Source organism: Agromyces capsici (assembly GCF_058349965.1).
In genome coordinates, this window is record NZ_JBYRET010000001.1 from 970,542 (window position 1) to 986,114 (window position 15,573).

The window sequence follows — 15,573 nt, forward strand, 5'->3', positions numbered from 1 at the left end:
TGTCATAGTCCAGAGGTCCGTGTTACGGTCGCATCACGGATTCGCCGACCGGCGCCCCCAGTCCGGGGGACGGCTGCGGGTCGGAGGCGCTTCATCGAGGAGGACCGGATGCCGCAGGCCACCGCGCGCGCCGACGCCGCCCGCGCCGTGATCTTCTCCCCCCTCGAGGGCGCCGGCCGGGCCGAGCTCGTCGAGCAGCGCCTCACCGACGCGATCGTCTCCGGCGTGCTGCACGACGGCGAGCGCCTGCCCAGCGAGGCCGAGATCGCCCGCAGCCTCGGCGTCGCGCTCGTCACCGCGCGCGAGGCGCTCGTCGCCCTCCGCCACAAGGGGCTCGTCCGCACCCGTCGCGGCCGCGACGGCGGCAGCTTCGTCACCTACGACCGCGACACCTCGACGCGCCTCATCGACGAGCGGCTCCGCGCGACCAGCCGCATCGAGCTGCGCGACCTCTCGCTCCACGTCGCCGCGATCGCCGGCATGGCCGCCGACGTCGCCGCCGACCGCGCCAGCGACGACGACGTGCAGAGCCTCGTCGAGATCGACGCGCGCGCCGACCTGGCCTCGACGGGCGGCGCCCGCCGCGCGGTCGGCCGCTTCCAGCTCGAGGTCGCCGCGGTCAGCCAGTCACCGCGGCTCGTGCACGAGGAGCTCCGGCTCCAGGCCGAGACGGGCGTCCTGCTCTGGCTCTGCCTGCGGCAACAGGAGTACCGTGACCGCAGCAGGGAGGCTCGCCTCGAGGTGATCGACGCGATCAGGCGAGCGGATGGCGCATCCGCCCGTCACGCGACCGTCGAGCACATCACGTCGGCCGTCGAGTGGCTGGTCGACGAGAAGGTCCGGCTCGAGGCGGCCTCCGTCACCGAGGCCGCGGCGACGCCGCCCCGATCGACCGAAGGGAGCCGGTCATGACCCTCGTGGACACCGCCGCGGGCATCGCTCAGCGCGTCGCTGCGACGATCGACCCCGTCTTCGCCGTCATCGACGAGTGGCAGGCGCGCGTCGAGCGCCTCCTCGCCGCCGACGGCGAGCCGCGCGCCGCCACGTTCGACCCGATCGTCGCCGACCTCGTCGCCGACGAGCTCGAGCGGGCGGGCACGCTCATCACCGGGGCCGGCTTCGTCGCCGCACCGGGCTTCCTCTTCGATGCGCCGTGGCACCTCGCCTGGTGGCTCTCCGGCAGCTCGTCCTTCGGCATCGACCAGTCGGGCGGCGCCGCCGGCGGCGGGCTGCGCCGCCTCGATGCCGTGAGCGACCCCGACGCCGAGGCCTTCCGCGACTACACGACGCTCGAATGGTGGCGCGTCCCGGCACGCACCGGGCGGCGCCACCTCACCGGACCCTACGTCGATTACCTCTGCACCGACGACTACACCGTCACCATCACGACCCCCGTCATGCTCGACGGCGAGATGGCGGGGCTCGTCGGCGCCGACGTCTACGTCGCCCGGCTCGAGCAGGCGCTGCTGCCCGTGGTGCGTGCGGCCGACCGAACCTGCACGATCGTCAACGCCTCCGGCCGCATCGTCGCATCGACCGACCCGCACCGCGCGACCGGCGCGCTGCTCCGGCTCGACGGGCTGGCCGACGCGCTCGCCCCGCTCCGCGAGGCCGAGGCCGAGGGCCGGGTGACGGATGCCGCCCCACTGCCCGGTGGCGCCGACGTCGTGCCGTGCGGCGACACGTCGCTCGCGCTCGTGGTCGAGTAGCGACATCCGTCACCCGCACGAAGCGGCGCCGCGACGGCATCCGCTGCCGGTACAGTGATGGCCTACGCAATCGGACGCGTGTCCGTGCGTGCGGACCCGCAGCAGGACGAGACCGGCGGTCGACTGGTGACGATGACCATCAGGGAGAAGCAGGCCCGCAGGAGGCGGCGGCGGTTCGCCGCGTACGCCGGCGTGACCGCCGCGTGGGCGCTCACGGTCTGGGTCAGCGCCCTGCTCGCGCCGCCGGAGTGGCTCCACGTCGTCGCCCTGTTCGTGCACCTCGCCTCGCTCGTCGTCGGCCTCGGCGCGGTGCTCATGATCGAGTGGCACGGCCTGCTCTGGGCGACCGGATGGAGCAACCTGCGTGAGTTGCGCCAGGCCGACCGCACGATGATCCTGCCCGTCTGGGCCGGCCTCGGCGGCCTCCTCGCGAGCGGGGCGCTGCTGCAACCCCACCTCGACCAGCCGCTCACCCTCGTGAAGCTCGTCGCGGTGCTCGTGCTCAGCCTGAACGGGGTCGCCCTCACCCGGTGGACCTCCGAACTGGCCCGGCTCCCGGCCCGCGCGGCGTTCGGCTCGCTCCCGCCGCGGGCGCGCTTCGGATTCCTCTCGAGCGCCATCGTGTCGCAACTGAGCTGGTGGACCGCGGTCGTGATCGGCATGCTGAACTCCACATCGTGACTCGGTCCCTGCACTCGCACAGGCGCCTGAGCTAGGCTCACGAACGAGCCAGCCGCCCGACTGGAGGACCCGATGCGCGACGCACACGAGACCCCTCGACGTGATCGGCGACGCCTGCGCGAGGAGGGCCGACGACGACGCCGACGCGTGATGTGGATCTCGATCGCCGGCGCCGTCGCCGTCCTGCTCGTCGTGGGCGGCGTCGCGACCGCGTCCTTGCTGGCCGGCCAGGACGGCACGAGCGCCGCGCCGAGCGAGCCCGCCGAGGCCGAGCTCATCGTGTTCCCCGACGACGAGCCTGCCGAGGCCGACGGCGCCGTGCCGTGCACGACCGTGCGCGTGCTGTCGTCCTTCGAGAACGCCGAGATGGTCACGCGACTCGCCGAGGCGTACAACGCCCAGCCCCGCGACGTCGACGGGGCGTGCGTCGAGGTCGTCGCATCCAGGGACAAGTCCGGCATCGCCGCCGAGGAGGCCGCGGTCGGGTTCACCGAGCAGGCTGAGGGCGAGCGCCCGACCCTGTGGATCCCCGACGCGAACTCCTGGCTCGGCACCGCCCGCGAGGCCGGAGGGTCGGCCAACGTGCCCGAGAGCGGCGAGAGCATCGGCTCGTCCGACGTCGTGCTCGCGATGCCCGAGCAGCTCGCGTCGGCGATCGGCTGGGACGAGGAGCCGCCGACCTGGGCCGAGGTGTTCGAGACCGCCGACGATGCCGAGGTCTGGAGCGACCTCGACCACCCGGAGTGGGGCGAGTTCAAGCTCGGCAAGACCAGCCCATTGGTCGCCAGCTCGGGCGAGGCGGCCATGCTCGCCTCCTATGGCTCGGCCGCAGGTTCCGTCGCTGATCTCACGACCGACGACATCGCCGACGACGAGGTCACCGACGAGGTCAGGGCGCACGAGCTGGCGACGAGCCATTACATGGCCACGCCCGAGCACTTCCTCTGGCACGCCCGCCAGACCGAGGACAAGGGCGGTTCGGCCGCCGACTTCCTCTCGGCGGTCATCGTCGACGAGAAGTCCGTGTGGGACTACAACCGCGGCATCACGAGCCGCGACGGCGTCACCCGGATCGAGAGCGAGCCGCCTCAGGAGCAGCTCGTCCCGATCTACCCGACCGACGGCTTCTACGTCGCCGACAACCCCGCCGTGGTGCTCACCGGCGCGTGGGTCGACGACGCCGAGGCGGCCGCCGCCGAGGACTTCCTGCGCTTCGCCGGCACGAAGGAGGGCCAGCAGGTCGTGCGCGAGACCGGCTACCGCGACCTCAACGGCGAGCTCGACCCCGAGGTGGCCGAGGTCGGCGCGCTCGCGGCGTCGCCGAACGGCGGGCTGGCCTTCCCCGAGCCGCCGGTCGTGGTGGCGATGCACGAGGCCTTCCCCGACGTGCGGAAGCGCGCGAACGTGCTCTTCCTGCTCGACGTCTCCGGCTCGATGAGCGCACCGATCGCCACCGGGCCGTCCAAGCTCGACGCCGCGAAGGACGCCATCTCGCAGGCCCTCGACCACTTCGCCGCCGGCGACAACGTCGGGCTCGCGGCGTTCTCCGAGGTCGACGCGAACGAGCTCGCACCCGGCGAGGTGAGCGCGGTCGAGGACGTCGTCGAGACCCGCGACCGGTTCGAGTCGGCGCTCGCCGGGCTCACGCCGATCGAGTGGACCCCGCTCTACGAGGCGGTCGACACGTTCTCGAAGCGCCAGGCGGCCGCCTGGGACCCCGACCGCATCAACGCGATCGTGCTGCTGAGCGACGGCAGGAACGAGACCGAGGCGCCCAGCGTCTCGTCCGAGCAGATGCTCGGCACGCTCGAGGAACTCCACCACACGACGCCGGTGCTCGTCTTCACGCTCGCGTACGGCGCCGATGCCGACGTCGCGACGCTGCAGTCGATCTCGAGCGCGACCGGCGCGCACTACTACGACGCGACCGACCCGACCGAGGTCGACGAGGTGCTCGGCGACCTCGTCACGAGCTTCTGAGCCTCGGCGGCCACCGTTCGAACGGCGGGTCTGCGAGCATGAACGGATGACGCGTCCTCCCGCCCTGGTCGGCATCTCGCACGGCACGTCCTCGCCCGAGGGGCAGCAGGCGGTGCGCGGGCTGCGCGACGCCGTCGCCGGGGCGGTGGCGCAGCGGCATCCGGATGCCACGCCGAGCGTGCGGCTCGGACACGTCGACGTCGAGCAGCCCGACGTGCCCGCCACGCTCGCCTCGCTCGAGCCCGGCGAGCCGGCCGTGGTCGTGCCGCTCCTGCTCTCGGCGGGCTACCACGTCTACGTCGACCTGACCGAGGCCGTCGCCGACGAGACCGCCCGGCCGGTCACGCTGGCGGGTGCGCTCGGGCCCGACGACCGGCTCGCGACCCTCCTGCTCCGCCGACTCGAGGAGGCCGGGCTCTGCGACGACGACCGGATCGTGCTCGCGGTCGCCGGCTCGAGCGACCGGCGCGCGGTCGAGGACTGCCACGACCAGGCGCGGCGGCTCGCCGCGGCATCCGGGCGCGACATCGCCGTGGGCTTCCTGTCGGCGGCCGAGCCCCGCCTGCCCGACGCGGTCGCGGCGGCTCGCGACGCTGCGACGGCGACCGGCGGCCGGGTGGTCGTGGCGAACTACCTGCTCGCCCCGGGCTACTTCGACGACCTGGCCCGGGCCGGCGGCGCCGACGTGACCGCGCGGCCGCTGCTCGTGCCCGACGAGCCCGCGCCCGCCGAGCTCGTCGACGTCGTGCTCGATCGCTACGCGGAGGCCGCCACCGGGCTCGGCTGAGCCCTCCGCGTCGCTGCGTTACGCCTCATGTGACGGTGCGTGACCCACCGTGACGGGCTCGCCTACCGGCATCCGCCCGACCCCCGTACCTTCGAGCCCACGCACCCCGAACGGGGCGCGTGAGCAAGGAGGGGATCTTCGTGACGATCGAGACGACGGATGCCGCGACGCGGCCGCCGCGCGCCGAGCGTCCCGCGCGGGCCGACGGTGCCGTGGAGGGCGGAGCCGCCGGCGGCGAGCGCGCGGCACGCGCCATCCGCCCGCCCCGCCCCTCGGCGAAGCCGAACGGGCAGTGGAAGGTCGACGGCACGGCTCCCCTCAACGCCAACGAGGAGTGGAAGCAGGCCGACGGCGGCCTGAGCGTGCGCGAGCGCATCGAGACCACCTACGCCGCGGGCGGCTTCGCGTCGATCGACCCGACCGACCTGCACGGCCGCTTCCGCTGGTGGGGCCTCTATACGCAGCGCAAGCCCGGCATCGACGGCGGCCGGACCGCCACCCTCGAGCCGCACGAGCTCGAGGACGAGTACTTCATGCTGCGCGTCCGCATCGACGGCGGGCAGCTCACGACCGAGCAGCTGCGCGTCATCGGCGGCATCTCGACCGAGTTCGGGCGCGACACCGCCGACCTCACCGACCGCCAGAACGTGCAGCTGCACTGGATCCGCGTCGAGGACGTTCCCGAGATCTGGCGCCGCCTCGAAGCAGTCGGGCTCGGCACGACCGAGGCGTGCGGCGACGTGCCCCGCGTCGTCCTCGGCTCGCCCGTCGCGGGCATCGCGGCCGACGAGCTCATCGACCCCACGCCGCAGATCGACGAGATCACCTCGCGGTTCATCGGCGACGAGTCGCTCGCCAACCTGCCGCGCAAGTTCAAGTCGGCGATCACCGGCCACCCCAGCCAGGACGTCGTGCACGAGATCAACGACGTCGCGTTCGTCGCGGTCGAGCACCCCTCGCTGGGCGTCGGGTACGACCTGTGGGTCGGCGGCGGCCTGTCGACGGCGCCGCGGCTCGCGGAGCGTCTCGGCGTCTTCGTCGCCCCCGACCAGGTGGCCGATGCGTGGCACGGCGTCGCGCAGATCTTCCGCGACTACGGCTACCGGCGCCTCCGCAACAAGGCCCGCCTCAAGTTCCTGCTCGCCGACTGGGGCGTGGAGAAGTTCCGCGAGGTGCTCGAGACCGAGTACCTCGGTGCCGCGCTGCCCGACGGGCCGGCCGCACCGACGCCCGCGACGACCGGAGACCACGTCGGCGTGCACCGGCAGAAGGACGGCCGCTTCTACATCGGCGCGACGCCCATCGTCGGGCGGGTCTCCGGCCCGACGCTCACGAAGCTCGCCGACCTCGTCGAGGCGCACGGCTCGACCCGGCTGCGCACGACCCCGCACCAGAAGGTCGTCATCCTCGACATCCCCGAGGACCGGGTGGAGTCGCTCATCGCCGGCCTCGACGAGCTCGGGCTCCAGGCCCGGCCGAGCCTCATCCGCCGGGGCACGATCGCGTGCACGGGCATCGAGTTCTGCAAGCTCGCCATCGTCGAGACGAAGGCGTTCGCCACGGCGGCCGTGCTCGACCTCGAGGACCGCCTCGCCGCGTTCGACCTGCCGCACCCCATCGCACTGCACGTGAACGGATGCCCCAACTCGTGCGCTCGCATCCAGACCGCCGACATCGGGCTCAAGGGCCAGCTCATCATGGACGACTCCGGCGAGCAGGTGCCGGGCTACCAGGTGCACCTCGGCGGCGGCCTCGCCTCGCAGGATCGCGACGAGGCCGGCCTCGGCCGCACCGTCCGCGGCCTCAAGGTCACGGCCGACGGCATCGCCGACTACGTCGAGCGCGTCGTCACCCGCTTCCTCTCCGACCGGGATGCCGCGGCCGACGAGACGTTCGCCCAATGGGCCCACCGCGCCGACGAGGAGGCACTCCGATGAGCGCGCAGAACATCGGTCTCTCGAGGGTTGAGGAGGGCGCTCCGCGCCCGTCTCGAAACCCGGCCGCCGCACGCCGCACGCCCGACGAACTCCGCGCCCTCGCCGAGGCCGGCAACGCCGCGCTCGGCAGCCTGACCGACCACGAGGCATCCCCCGCCGAGGTCGTCGCGTGGGTCGCGGCGAACTTCGCGACGGATGCCGCGGCGGTCGCCTGCTCCATGGCCGACGCAGCGCTGCCGCACCTGGTCGCGCAGTACCTCCCGGGCGTCGACGTGCTGTTCCTCGACACCGGCTACCACTTCACCGAGACGTACGCGACGCGCGACGAGGTCGCGGGTCAGCTCGACGTGCGGATCGTCGACGTGCTGCCCGAGCAGACCGTCGCCCAGCAGGACGCCGAGTTCGGCGCCGCGCTCTTCTCCCGCGACCCCGCCCTCTGCTGCGCGCGTCGCAAGGTCGAGCCGCTGCAGCGCGCGCTCGGCGGCTACGAGGTGTGGTTCACCGGCGTCCGCCGCGACGAGGCGCCGACGCGCACGCTCACGCCGCTCGTCACGTACGACGAGCGGAACGGACTCGTGAAGGTCAATCCCGTGGCGGCATGGACCTTCGACGACCTCCTCGACTACGCGGGCGCGTTCCAGGTGCCCGTGAACCTCCTCATGACGCAGGGCTACCCCTCGATCGGCTGCGAGCCGTGCACGAAGCCCGTCGCCGCGGGCGAGGACCCGAGGTCGGGCCGCTGGGCCGGCCTCGCCAAGACGGAATGCGGGTTGCACCTATGACCGATCTCTCTGCTGGTCGAGGAGGGCCGAAGGCCCGTCTCGAGACCATCTCGCCCGAGCCGGGTTTCGAGACGCTCCCTCCGGTCGCTCCTCAACCCTCACAGGTCGCTCCTGAACCCTCACACGCACTCGACGCGCTCGACGCGCTCGAGGCCGAGGCGATCCACATCATCCGCGAGGTCGTGGCCGAGTTCGAGCGGCCCGTGCTGCTCTTCTCGGGCGGCAAGGACTCCGTGGTCGTGCTGCACCTCGCCACCAAGGCGTTCTGGCCCGCGAAGGTGCCGTTCCCGGTGCTGCACGTCGACACCGGCCACAACTTCCCCGAGGTGCTGCGCTTCCGCGACGAGACCGTCGCGCGGCTCGGCATCCGCCTCGAGGTCGCCTCGGTGCAGGACTACCTCGACGACGGCCGACTCCAGGAGCGAGCGGATGGCACGCGCAACCCGCTGCAGACCCAGCCGCTGCTCGACGCCATCGCGGCCGGCAAGCACGACGCGGTCTTCGGCGGCGCACGCCGCGACGAGGACAAGGCGCGCGCCAAGGAGCGCATCATCTCGCTGCGCGACGAGTTCGGCCAGTGGGACCCGCGCAACCAGCGCCCCGAGCTCTGGAGCCTCTACAACGGCCGCCACACGGTCGGCCAGCATGTGCGCGCCTTCCCGATCTCGAACTGGACCGAGCTCGACGTGTGGCGCTACATCGAACGCGAGCAGATCGCGCTGCCGCCGCTCTACTTCGCCCACGAGCGCGATGTGTATGCGCGCGACGGCATGTGGCTCGCAGTCAGCGACGTGTCGGCGCCCCGCGAGGGCGAGACCGTCGAGCGCCGCACCGTGCGATACCGCACCGTCGGGGACCTCAGCTGCACCGGCGCGGTGCTCTCGGACTCGGCGACGCTCGCCGACATCGTGCGCGAGGTCGCGGCATCCACCCTCACCGAGCGCGGCGCGACCCGCGCCGACGACCGCCTCTCGGAGGCGGCGATGGAGGACCGCAAGAAGGACGGGTACTTCTGATGAGCCACGACACCTCCTCGAGGGTTGAGGAGGGCGCCCAGCGCCCGTCTCGAAACCCGGACTCCGCACACCCGGGTTTCGAGACGCCTCCTTCGTCGGCTCCTCAACCCGCACACGCCGCACACTCGAGGGTTGAGGAGGGCGCCCAGCGCCCGTCTCGAAACCCGGCGCCTCAACCCGCACAGAGCGGATCGCTGTTCCGCTTCGCGACCGCCGGGTCGGTCGACGACGGCAAGTCGACGCTCGTCGGCCGGCTGCTGCACGACTCCAAGGCGATCCTCGCCGACCAGCTCGAGTCCGTCGCGCGCACCAGCGCCGAGCGCGGCTTCGGCGGCGAACCCGGAGCGATCGACTTCGCCCTCCTCACCGACGGGCTGCGCGCCGAGCGCGAGCAGGGCATCACGATCGACGTCGCCTACCGCTACTTCTCGACCGGGCGCCGGTCGTTCATCCTCGCCGACTGCCCCGGCCACGTGCAGTACACGCGCAACATGGTCACCGGTGCCGCCACGGCCGACGCGGTCGTCGTGCTCGTCGACGTGCGCAATGGCGTGCTCGAGCAGACCCGCCGTCACCTCGCGGTCGTGCAGCTGCTGCGCGTGCCGCACGTGATCGTCGCGGTGAACAAGATCGACCTGACCGGCTACGACCGCGCCGCGTTCGAGACGGTGGCGGCGGATGTCGCGGTGCTGGCGCGCGACCTCGGCCTGCCCGACGCGCACGTCATCCCCGTGTCGGCGCTCGCGGGCGACAACGTCGTGGAGCGCTCGGCGAACACGCCCTGGTACGAGGGTCCGAGCCTGCTCGAGCTGCTCGAAGAGCTCTCGACCATCGACGAGCTCGAGACCGACCTCGAGGCACTGCGCCTGCCCGTGCAGCTCGTCGTCCGACCGCAGGGCGCGCTCTCCCCCGAGCTCGCCGTCGACGACGGGACCGCCGACGACTTCCGCGACTACCGCGCCTTCGCCGGCCGCATCGAGTCGGGCACGGTCCGCGTGGGCGACCCCGTCGAGGTGTTCCCGGCGGGCATCACGACCACCGTCGTCGGCATCGACCGCGGGCCGGTCGCGGTCGAGGAGGCATCCGCCCCGCTCTCGGTCTCGCTGCGCCTCGCCGACCCGGTCGACGCCGCCCGCGGCGCCGTCATCGCGGCCGCCGGCTCGCTCTCGACTCCGCGGCGCGAGCTCGAGGCCGACGTGTTCCAGCTCGACGGGCGCCCGCTCACCACGGGGAGCCGCGTGCTCGTGAAGCACGGCACGTCGACCGTGCAGGCGCTCGTCACCGACATCCGGGGCCGCCTCGACCTCGACACGCTCGAGACCACGCCCACCGCGGCGCTCGAGACCAACGACATCGGACTCGTGCGACTGAAGCTCGCGGCGGACCTCGCCGTCGAGCCGTACGCCGCACACCGCCGGGCGGGGGCGTTCCTCGTCATCCATCCGCACGACGGCGCAACCCTCGCCGCCGGCATCGTCACCGAAGGAGATTCAGCATGACCGCTCGTCCGCGCGCCATTCGCTCGACCCGACTCGGAGACCTCGCCGGCATGATGCTCGCCGGGGCGATCCTCACGACCGCGACCCTCTCGGGCTGCGCCTCGACGCCCGCCTCGGGTGCCGGCAGCCAGCCCGACGCGCCCGCCGCCGAGGCGACCGGCACGCCCGCCGAGGAGCTCCGCCTCGGCTACTTCGCCAACGTCACGCACGCGCCCGCGCTCGTCGGGCTCGAGGAGGGACTGATCGAGGACGCGCTCGGCGACACCGAGCTCAGCACCCAGGTGTTCAACGCCGGCCCGGCCGCCATCGAGGCGCTCTCGGCCGGGGCGATCGACGCGACCTACATCGGCCCGAACCCGGCGATCAACACGTTCGTCGCCTCGGGCGGCCAGTCGGCGCGCATCGTCGCCGGCGCGGCCAGCGGCGGCGCGGCGCTCGTCGTGCAGCCCGGTATCGAGGGTGCCGACGACCTCGAGGGCGCGAACCTCGCGACGCCGCAGCTGGGCAACACGCAGGATGTCGCGCTCCGCACCTGGCTCGCCGAGGAGGGCTACGAGACCTCGACCACGGGCGGCGGCGACGTGACCATCTCGCCGACCGAGAACGCGCAGACGCTCACGCTCTTCCAGGCGGGCGACATCGACGGCGCGTGGCTGCCCGAGCCGTGGGTGTCGCGACTCGTCGTCGACGCGGGCGCCGAGGTGCTCGTCGACGAGGCCGACCTCTGGGAGGACGGCGAGTTCCCGACGACCGTGCTGCTCGTGCGTGCCGACTTCCTCGCCGAGCACCCCGAGACGGTGCGGGCGCTCGTCGCCGGCCACGCGGCATCCGTCGCCTGGCTCGATGAGAACGCGGATGCCGCAGCCGACGTGATCAACGCGCGCCTGACCGCCGACGCGGGCAAGGGCCTCTCCGACGCGGTCATCGACCGGGCGCTCGAGCACGTCGACTTCACGGTCGACCCGCACGCCGACACGTTCGAGCAGCTGCTGCAGGACGGCGTCGACGCGGGCACCTCGAAGACGGGCGACATCGACGGCCTGTTCGACCTGTCGGCACTGAACGCCGTGCTCGAGGAGTCCGGCGAGGAGCCCGTGAGCGCGGCGGGCCTCGGGACGGAGTAACCATGTCCACCATCACCGCGGAGCGTCCGTCCGCCGGGCCCGCAGGCACCGGCGCGGTCGCCCCCGCCATCCGCATCGCCGGGCTCGGCAAGCGGTACGCCGACGACGGCCCGGTCGTGCTCGAGGGCATCGACCTGGATGTCGCGCCCGGACAGTTCACGTGCCTGCTCGGCGCGTCGGGCTGCGGGAAGTCGACGCTGCTCTCGATCGTCGCCGGACTCGAGAAGCCGACGACCGGCACGGTCGAGGTCGCCGACGGCGGGGCCGCGGTGATGTTCCAGGACGCGTCGCTGCTGCCGTGGCTCACCGCCCGGCGCAACGTCGAGCTCGCGCTGCGGCTCGGGGGGTCGGGGCTGTCGGCCTCGGCCCGCCGTGCTCGTGCGCTCGAGCTGCTCGAAGTCGTGAACCTCGCGGATGCCGCGGAGAAGCGTCCGCACGAGCTGTCGGGCGGCATGCGCCAGCGCGTCGCGCTCGCCCGGGCGCTCGCGCAGGACCGGCCCGTGCTCCTCATGGACGAGCCGTTCGCCGCGCTCGACGCGATCACGCGCGACCTGCTGCACGAGGAGCTCGAGCGCGTCTGGCGCGAGACCGGCCGCACGATCGTGTTCGTGACGCACAACGTGCGCGAGGCCGTGCGCCTCGGGCAGCGCGTGCTGCTCATGTCGAGCCGTCCGGGCCGCATCGTGCGCGAGTGGCAGATCGCCGACGAGGGCCCGCGTCGTATCGAGTCGCCGCAGGTCGGCACGCTCTCGATCGAGATCACCGAGCACCTGCGAAGGGAGATCCGTCGCAATGCCTGACCTCGAGACCCTCAAGCACTCGCCTCTCGCCACCTCCTCCGCCGAGTTGCCACTTTCGCCGGGAACCCCCGCCGGGAACCTCGCAGAAGTGGCAACTCGGCGCACGGGCGAGGAGGGCGAGAACGCCGACTCGCTGACCGCCGACCTCCGCGGGCTCGACGCGCTGCAGACCGAGACGCGCACGTCGCTGCCGTGGTGGCGCCGGGTGCTCGAGAGCGCGCTTCCGCCGATCGTGCTCGTGGTGCTCCTCATCGCCGCCTGGCAGGCGTACACGGTCATCGCCCAGCCCCGCCCCGACCTGTCGCCCGGTCCGCTCGACGTGGCCGCCGCGCTCGGCCAGTCATGGGAGGACGGCCGCCTGCAGGTGGCCGTGACGACGAGCCTCGAGCGCGGCGTCCTCGGCTTCCTCATCGCGATCGCGATCGGCACGCCGCTCGGCCTGCTGCTCGCCGAGTCCCGGCTGCTGCGCCGCGCGTTCGGCCCGCTGCTGTCGGGCCTGCAGGTGCTGCCGTCGGTCGCCTGGGTGCCGGCCGCGATCATCTGGTTCGGGCTGTCGGATGCCACGGTGTACTTCGTCGTGCTCATGGGCGCGGTGCCCTCCATCGCGAACGGCCTCGTCGCCGGCATCGCGCAGGTGCCGCCGCAGCTGCGCCGCGTGGGCACCGTGCTCGGCGCCTCGCGCTGGCAGCTCGCGACCTCGGTCATCGTGCCGGCCGCGCTGCCCGGCTACCTCGCCGGCCTCAAGCAGGGTTGGGCGTTCTCGTGGCGCTCGCTCATGGCGGCCGAGATCATCGCGTTCGGCGGCACCATCGGCTTCGGCCTCGGCTCGATGCTGCAGCAGAGCCGCGACCTCGCCGACCTCGCGGGCGCTCTCGGCACGATCCTCGTGATCCTCGCGATCGGCGTCGTGATCGAGCTGCTCGTCTTCGCGCCCATCGAGCGCGGCCTGCTGCGCCGTCGCGGCCTGACGGGAGCGGGCGCATGAGCGGCCGCGTCGTCCTCGTCGGCGCCGGTCCCGGCGACCCCGGCCTGCTCACCATCCGCGGCCTGCGCGCGCTCGAGTCGGCCGACGTCATCGTCGCCGACCGGCTCGGCGCCCGCTCGGTGCTCGACGGCCTCGCGGCCGACGGCGTGGAGCTCGCGGCCGAGGTGGTCGACGTCGGCAAGCTCCCCGGCCACCACGCGGTGCCGCAGGACGCGATCAACGAGCTGCTCGTGACGCTCGCCCGCGACGGCAAGCGCGTCGTGCGCCTGAAGGGCGGCGACCCGTACATCTTCGGCCGTGGCGGCGAGGAGCTCGCCTACTGCCGCGACCGCGGCATCGACGTCGAGGTGGTGCCCGGCATCACGAGCGCCGTCTCGGTGCCCGCGATCGCCGGCATCCCGCTCACGCACCGCGGCCTCGCGACCACCTTCACGGTCGTCACGGGCCACGACCAGATCCGGTCGCTCTCGGGCGGCCGCGACCACACGGTCGTGCTGCTCATGGGCGTCGGCACGCTCGCGAACTCCGCGATCACGCTCGCCCGCGGCGAGCGCGGTGCCGACTGCCCGGTCGCGATCGTGGAGGATGGATACGGCCCTCGCCAACGAGTGACGATCGGCACGCTCGACACGATCGCCCACCAGGCGGCGGTGCGGGGCGTCCGCTCGCCCGCCGTCGTGGTGGTCGGCGACGTCGTGCGGCTCAGCCCGTACGCGCCCGCCGAGCTCGCGGCATCCGCCTTCGCGGCGCCGCCTGCCATCGACTGACCGACCCCTGACCTTCGACCCACCCGGGTCCCGAGATGCCGCTGCGCGGCTCCTCGACCCTCACGATTCCGAAAGGCCATGCCCCTCATGACCCTCAACCTCCGTGTCGCGATCGTCGGCGCCGGTCCCGCCGGCATCTACGCGGGCAACATCCTGCGCCGTCAGGTCGATGCCGCGGGCGGCCAGGTCGCGATCGACCTGTTCGAGTCGCTGCCCGCGCCCTACGGCCTGATCCGCTACGGCGTCGCGCCCGATCACCCGCGCATCAAGGGCATCGTGAACTCGCTGCACGAGATGCTCGACGAGGGCACCATCCGCCTGATCGGCAACGTCGAGGTCGGGCGGGATGTCACGGTCGACGAGCTGCGCGAGCGCTACGACGCCGTGATCTTCGCGACGGGCGCCCTGAAGGACGCACCGCTCGACATCCCCGGCATCGACCTGCCCGGCTCGTACGGCGCGGCCGACGTCGTCGCCTGGTACGACGGGCACCCGGATGTCTCGCGCGAATGGCCGCTCGAGGCGCAGTCGATCGCGGTCATCGGCAACGGCAACGTGGCGCTCGACGTGGCGCGCGTGCTCGCGAAGCACCCCGCCGACCTGCTCTCGACCGACATCCCCGCGAACGTGCACGAGGGCCTGCTCGCCTCGCCCGTCACCGACGTGCACGTGTTCGGCCGCCGCGGCCCGTCGCAGGTGAAGTTCACCCCGATCGAGCTGCGCGAGCTCGGCGAGGTGCCCGACGTCGACATCGTCGTGTACGACGACGACTTCGCGCGCGCCGAGGGCGACGAGCACGCCGCGCACCTCCTCGCGACGAACAACCAGGTCAAGGTCATGACGCGCACCCTCAACGGATGGCGCAAGCCCGCCGACTGGCAGCCGACCGCGTCGCGCCGCCTGCACCTGCACTTCTTCCACTCGCCGGTCGAGGTGCTCGGCTCGGACCGCGTCGAGGGCGTGCGCTTCGAGCGCACCCGCCCCGTCGGCGACGGGTCGGTCGCGGGCACCGGCGAGTTCGTCGACGTGCCCGTGCAGGCCGTGTACCGCGCGGTCGGCTACGCGAGCTCGCCGATCGCGGGCGTGCCGTTCGACGACCGGGCCCGCGTCATCCCGAACGAGGGCGGCCGGGTGACGGATGGCACGAGCGCGCCGATCCCGGGCGTGTACGCGACCGGCTGGATCAAGCGCGGCCCCGTCGGCCTCATCGGCCACACCAAGGGCGACGCGCTCGAGACCATCACGAACCTCGTCGCGGATGCGACCTCCGGCGTGCTCGCGGAGCCCACGGTGGCGGCCGCGGACGGCGACGAGGTGCTCGAGCTGCTCGAGGCCCGCGGCATCCGGTACACGACCTGGAACGGATGGCTCGCGCTCGACGCGCACGAGCGCTCGCTCGGCGACGCGTTCGAGGGTCCGGTCGCGCGCGAGCGCGTGAAGGTCGTGCCGCGCGACGAGCAGGTGGAGATCTCGCGCTCGGGCGCGCTCGTCGCAGGCTGAGCCCGA

The 15,573-nt window shown here is 73.0% G+C and carries 14 protein-coding genes; all 14 read left to right on the forward strand.

Annotation, left to right across the window (positions count from 1 at the left end):
* The first annotated feature begins 108 nt into the window (after nucleotides 1-108).
* Complete coding sequence (locus tag AC3RKB_RS04760) at nucleotides 109-912, forward strand: FadR/GntR family transcriptional regulator (protein WP_491434830.1); 804 nt, start codon at nucleotides 109-111, stop codon at nucleotides 910-912.
* A complete protein-coding gene (locus tag AC3RKB_RS04765; protein WP_491434831.1) occupies nucleotides 909-1,709 on the forward strand; it encodes a cache domain-containing protein in 801 nt (266 codons plus the stop codon). The genes AC3RKB_RS04760 and AC3RKB_RS04765 overlap by 4 nt, the downstream gene beginning before the upstream one ends.
* Nucleotides 1,710-1,841: 132 nt before the next feature.
* Nucleotides 1,842-2,390, forward strand: coding sequence for a hypothetical protein (locus AC3RKB_RS04770; RefSeq protein WP_491434832.1), 549 nt, complete (start codon nucleotides 1,842-1,844; stop codon nucleotides 2,388-2,390).
* 72 nt (nucleotides 2,391-2,462) lie between these two features.
* A complete protein-coding gene (locus AC3RKB_RS04775) occupies nucleotides 2,463-4,370 on the forward strand; it encodes a vWA domain-containing protein (protein ID WP_491434833.1) in 1,908 nt (635 codons plus the stop codon).
* Between the two features lie 46 nt (nucleotides 4,371-4,416).
* Nucleotides 4,417-5,157 carry a sirohydrochlorin chelatase gene (locus AC3RKB_RS04780; RefSeq protein ID WP_491434834.1) on the forward strand — a complete coding sequence of 247 codons (741 nt, stop codon included), beginning with the start codon at nucleotides 4,417-4,419 and terminating at the stop codon, nucleotides 5,155-5,157.
* 212 nt (nucleotides 5,158-5,369) lie between these two features.
* Complete coding sequence (locus AC3RKB_RS04785; protein ID WP_491436753.1) at nucleotides 5,370-7,094, forward strand: nitrite/sulfite reductase; 1,725 nt, start codon at nucleotides 5,370-5,372, stop codon at nucleotides 7,092-7,094.
* Nucleotides 7,091-7,876, forward strand: coding sequence for a phosphoadenylyl-sulfate reductase (locus AC3RKB_RS04790; protein ID WP_491434835.1), 786 nt, complete (start codon nucleotides 7,091-7,093; stop codon nucleotides 7,874-7,876). Before AC3RKB_RS04785 ends, AC3RKB_RS04790 begins: the two co-directional genes overlap by 4 nt.
* Nucleotides 7,873-8,892, forward strand: a complete 1,020-nt coding sequence (gene cysD, locus AC3RKB_RS04795) for a sulfate adenylyltransferase subunit CysD (RefSeq protein ID WP_491434836.1) — start codon at nucleotides 7,873-7,875, stop codon at nucleotides 8,890-8,892. The genes AC3RKB_RS04790 and cysD overlap by 4 nt, the downstream gene beginning before the upstream one ends.
* A complete protein-coding gene (locus tag AC3RKB_RS04800) occupies nucleotides 8,892-10,391 on the forward strand; it encodes a sulfate adenylyltransferase subunit 1 (RefSeq protein WP_491434837.1) in 1,500 nt (499 codons plus the stop codon). Before cysD ends, AC3RKB_RS04800 begins: the two co-directional genes overlap by 1 nt.
* A complete protein-coding gene (locus AC3RKB_RS04805; RefSeq protein WP_491434838.1) occupies nucleotides 10,388-11,515 on the forward strand; it encodes an ABC transporter substrate-binding protein in 1,128 nt (375 codons plus the stop codon). Before AC3RKB_RS04800 ends, AC3RKB_RS04805 begins: the two co-directional genes overlap by 4 nt.
* A 2-nt stretch (nucleotides 11,516-11,517) precedes the next feature.
* Nucleotides 11,518-12,315: an ABC transporter ATP-binding protein gene (locus AC3RKB_RS04810; RefSeq protein WP_491434839.1), complete on the forward strand. Its 798-nt coding sequence runs from the start codon at nucleotides 11,518-11,520 to the stop codon at nucleotides 12,313-12,315.
* Between the two features lie 88 nt (nucleotides 12,316-12,403).
* A complete protein-coding gene (locus tag AC3RKB_RS04815; protein WP_491434840.1) occupies nucleotides 12,404-13,300 on the forward strand; it encodes an ABC transporter permease in 897 nt (298 codons plus the stop codon).
* Nucleotides 13,297-14,067, forward strand: coding sequence for a uroporphyrinogen-III C-methyltransferase (cobA, locus tag AC3RKB_RS04820; RefSeq protein WP_491434841.1), 771 nt, complete (start codon nucleotides 13,297-13,299; stop codon nucleotides 14,065-14,067). Before AC3RKB_RS04815 ends, cobA begins: the two co-directional genes overlap by 4 nt.
* Nucleotides 14,068-14,145: 78 nt before the next feature.
* Nucleotides 14,146-15,567 (forward strand): FAD-dependent oxidoreductase, encoded by a 1,422-nt coding sequence (locus tag AC3RKB_RS04825; RefSeq protein WP_491434842.1) that lies wholly within the window; start codon nucleotides 14,146-14,148, stop codon nucleotides 15,565-15,567.
* The last annotated feature ends 6 nt before the right edge of the window (nucleotides 15,568-15,573 follow it).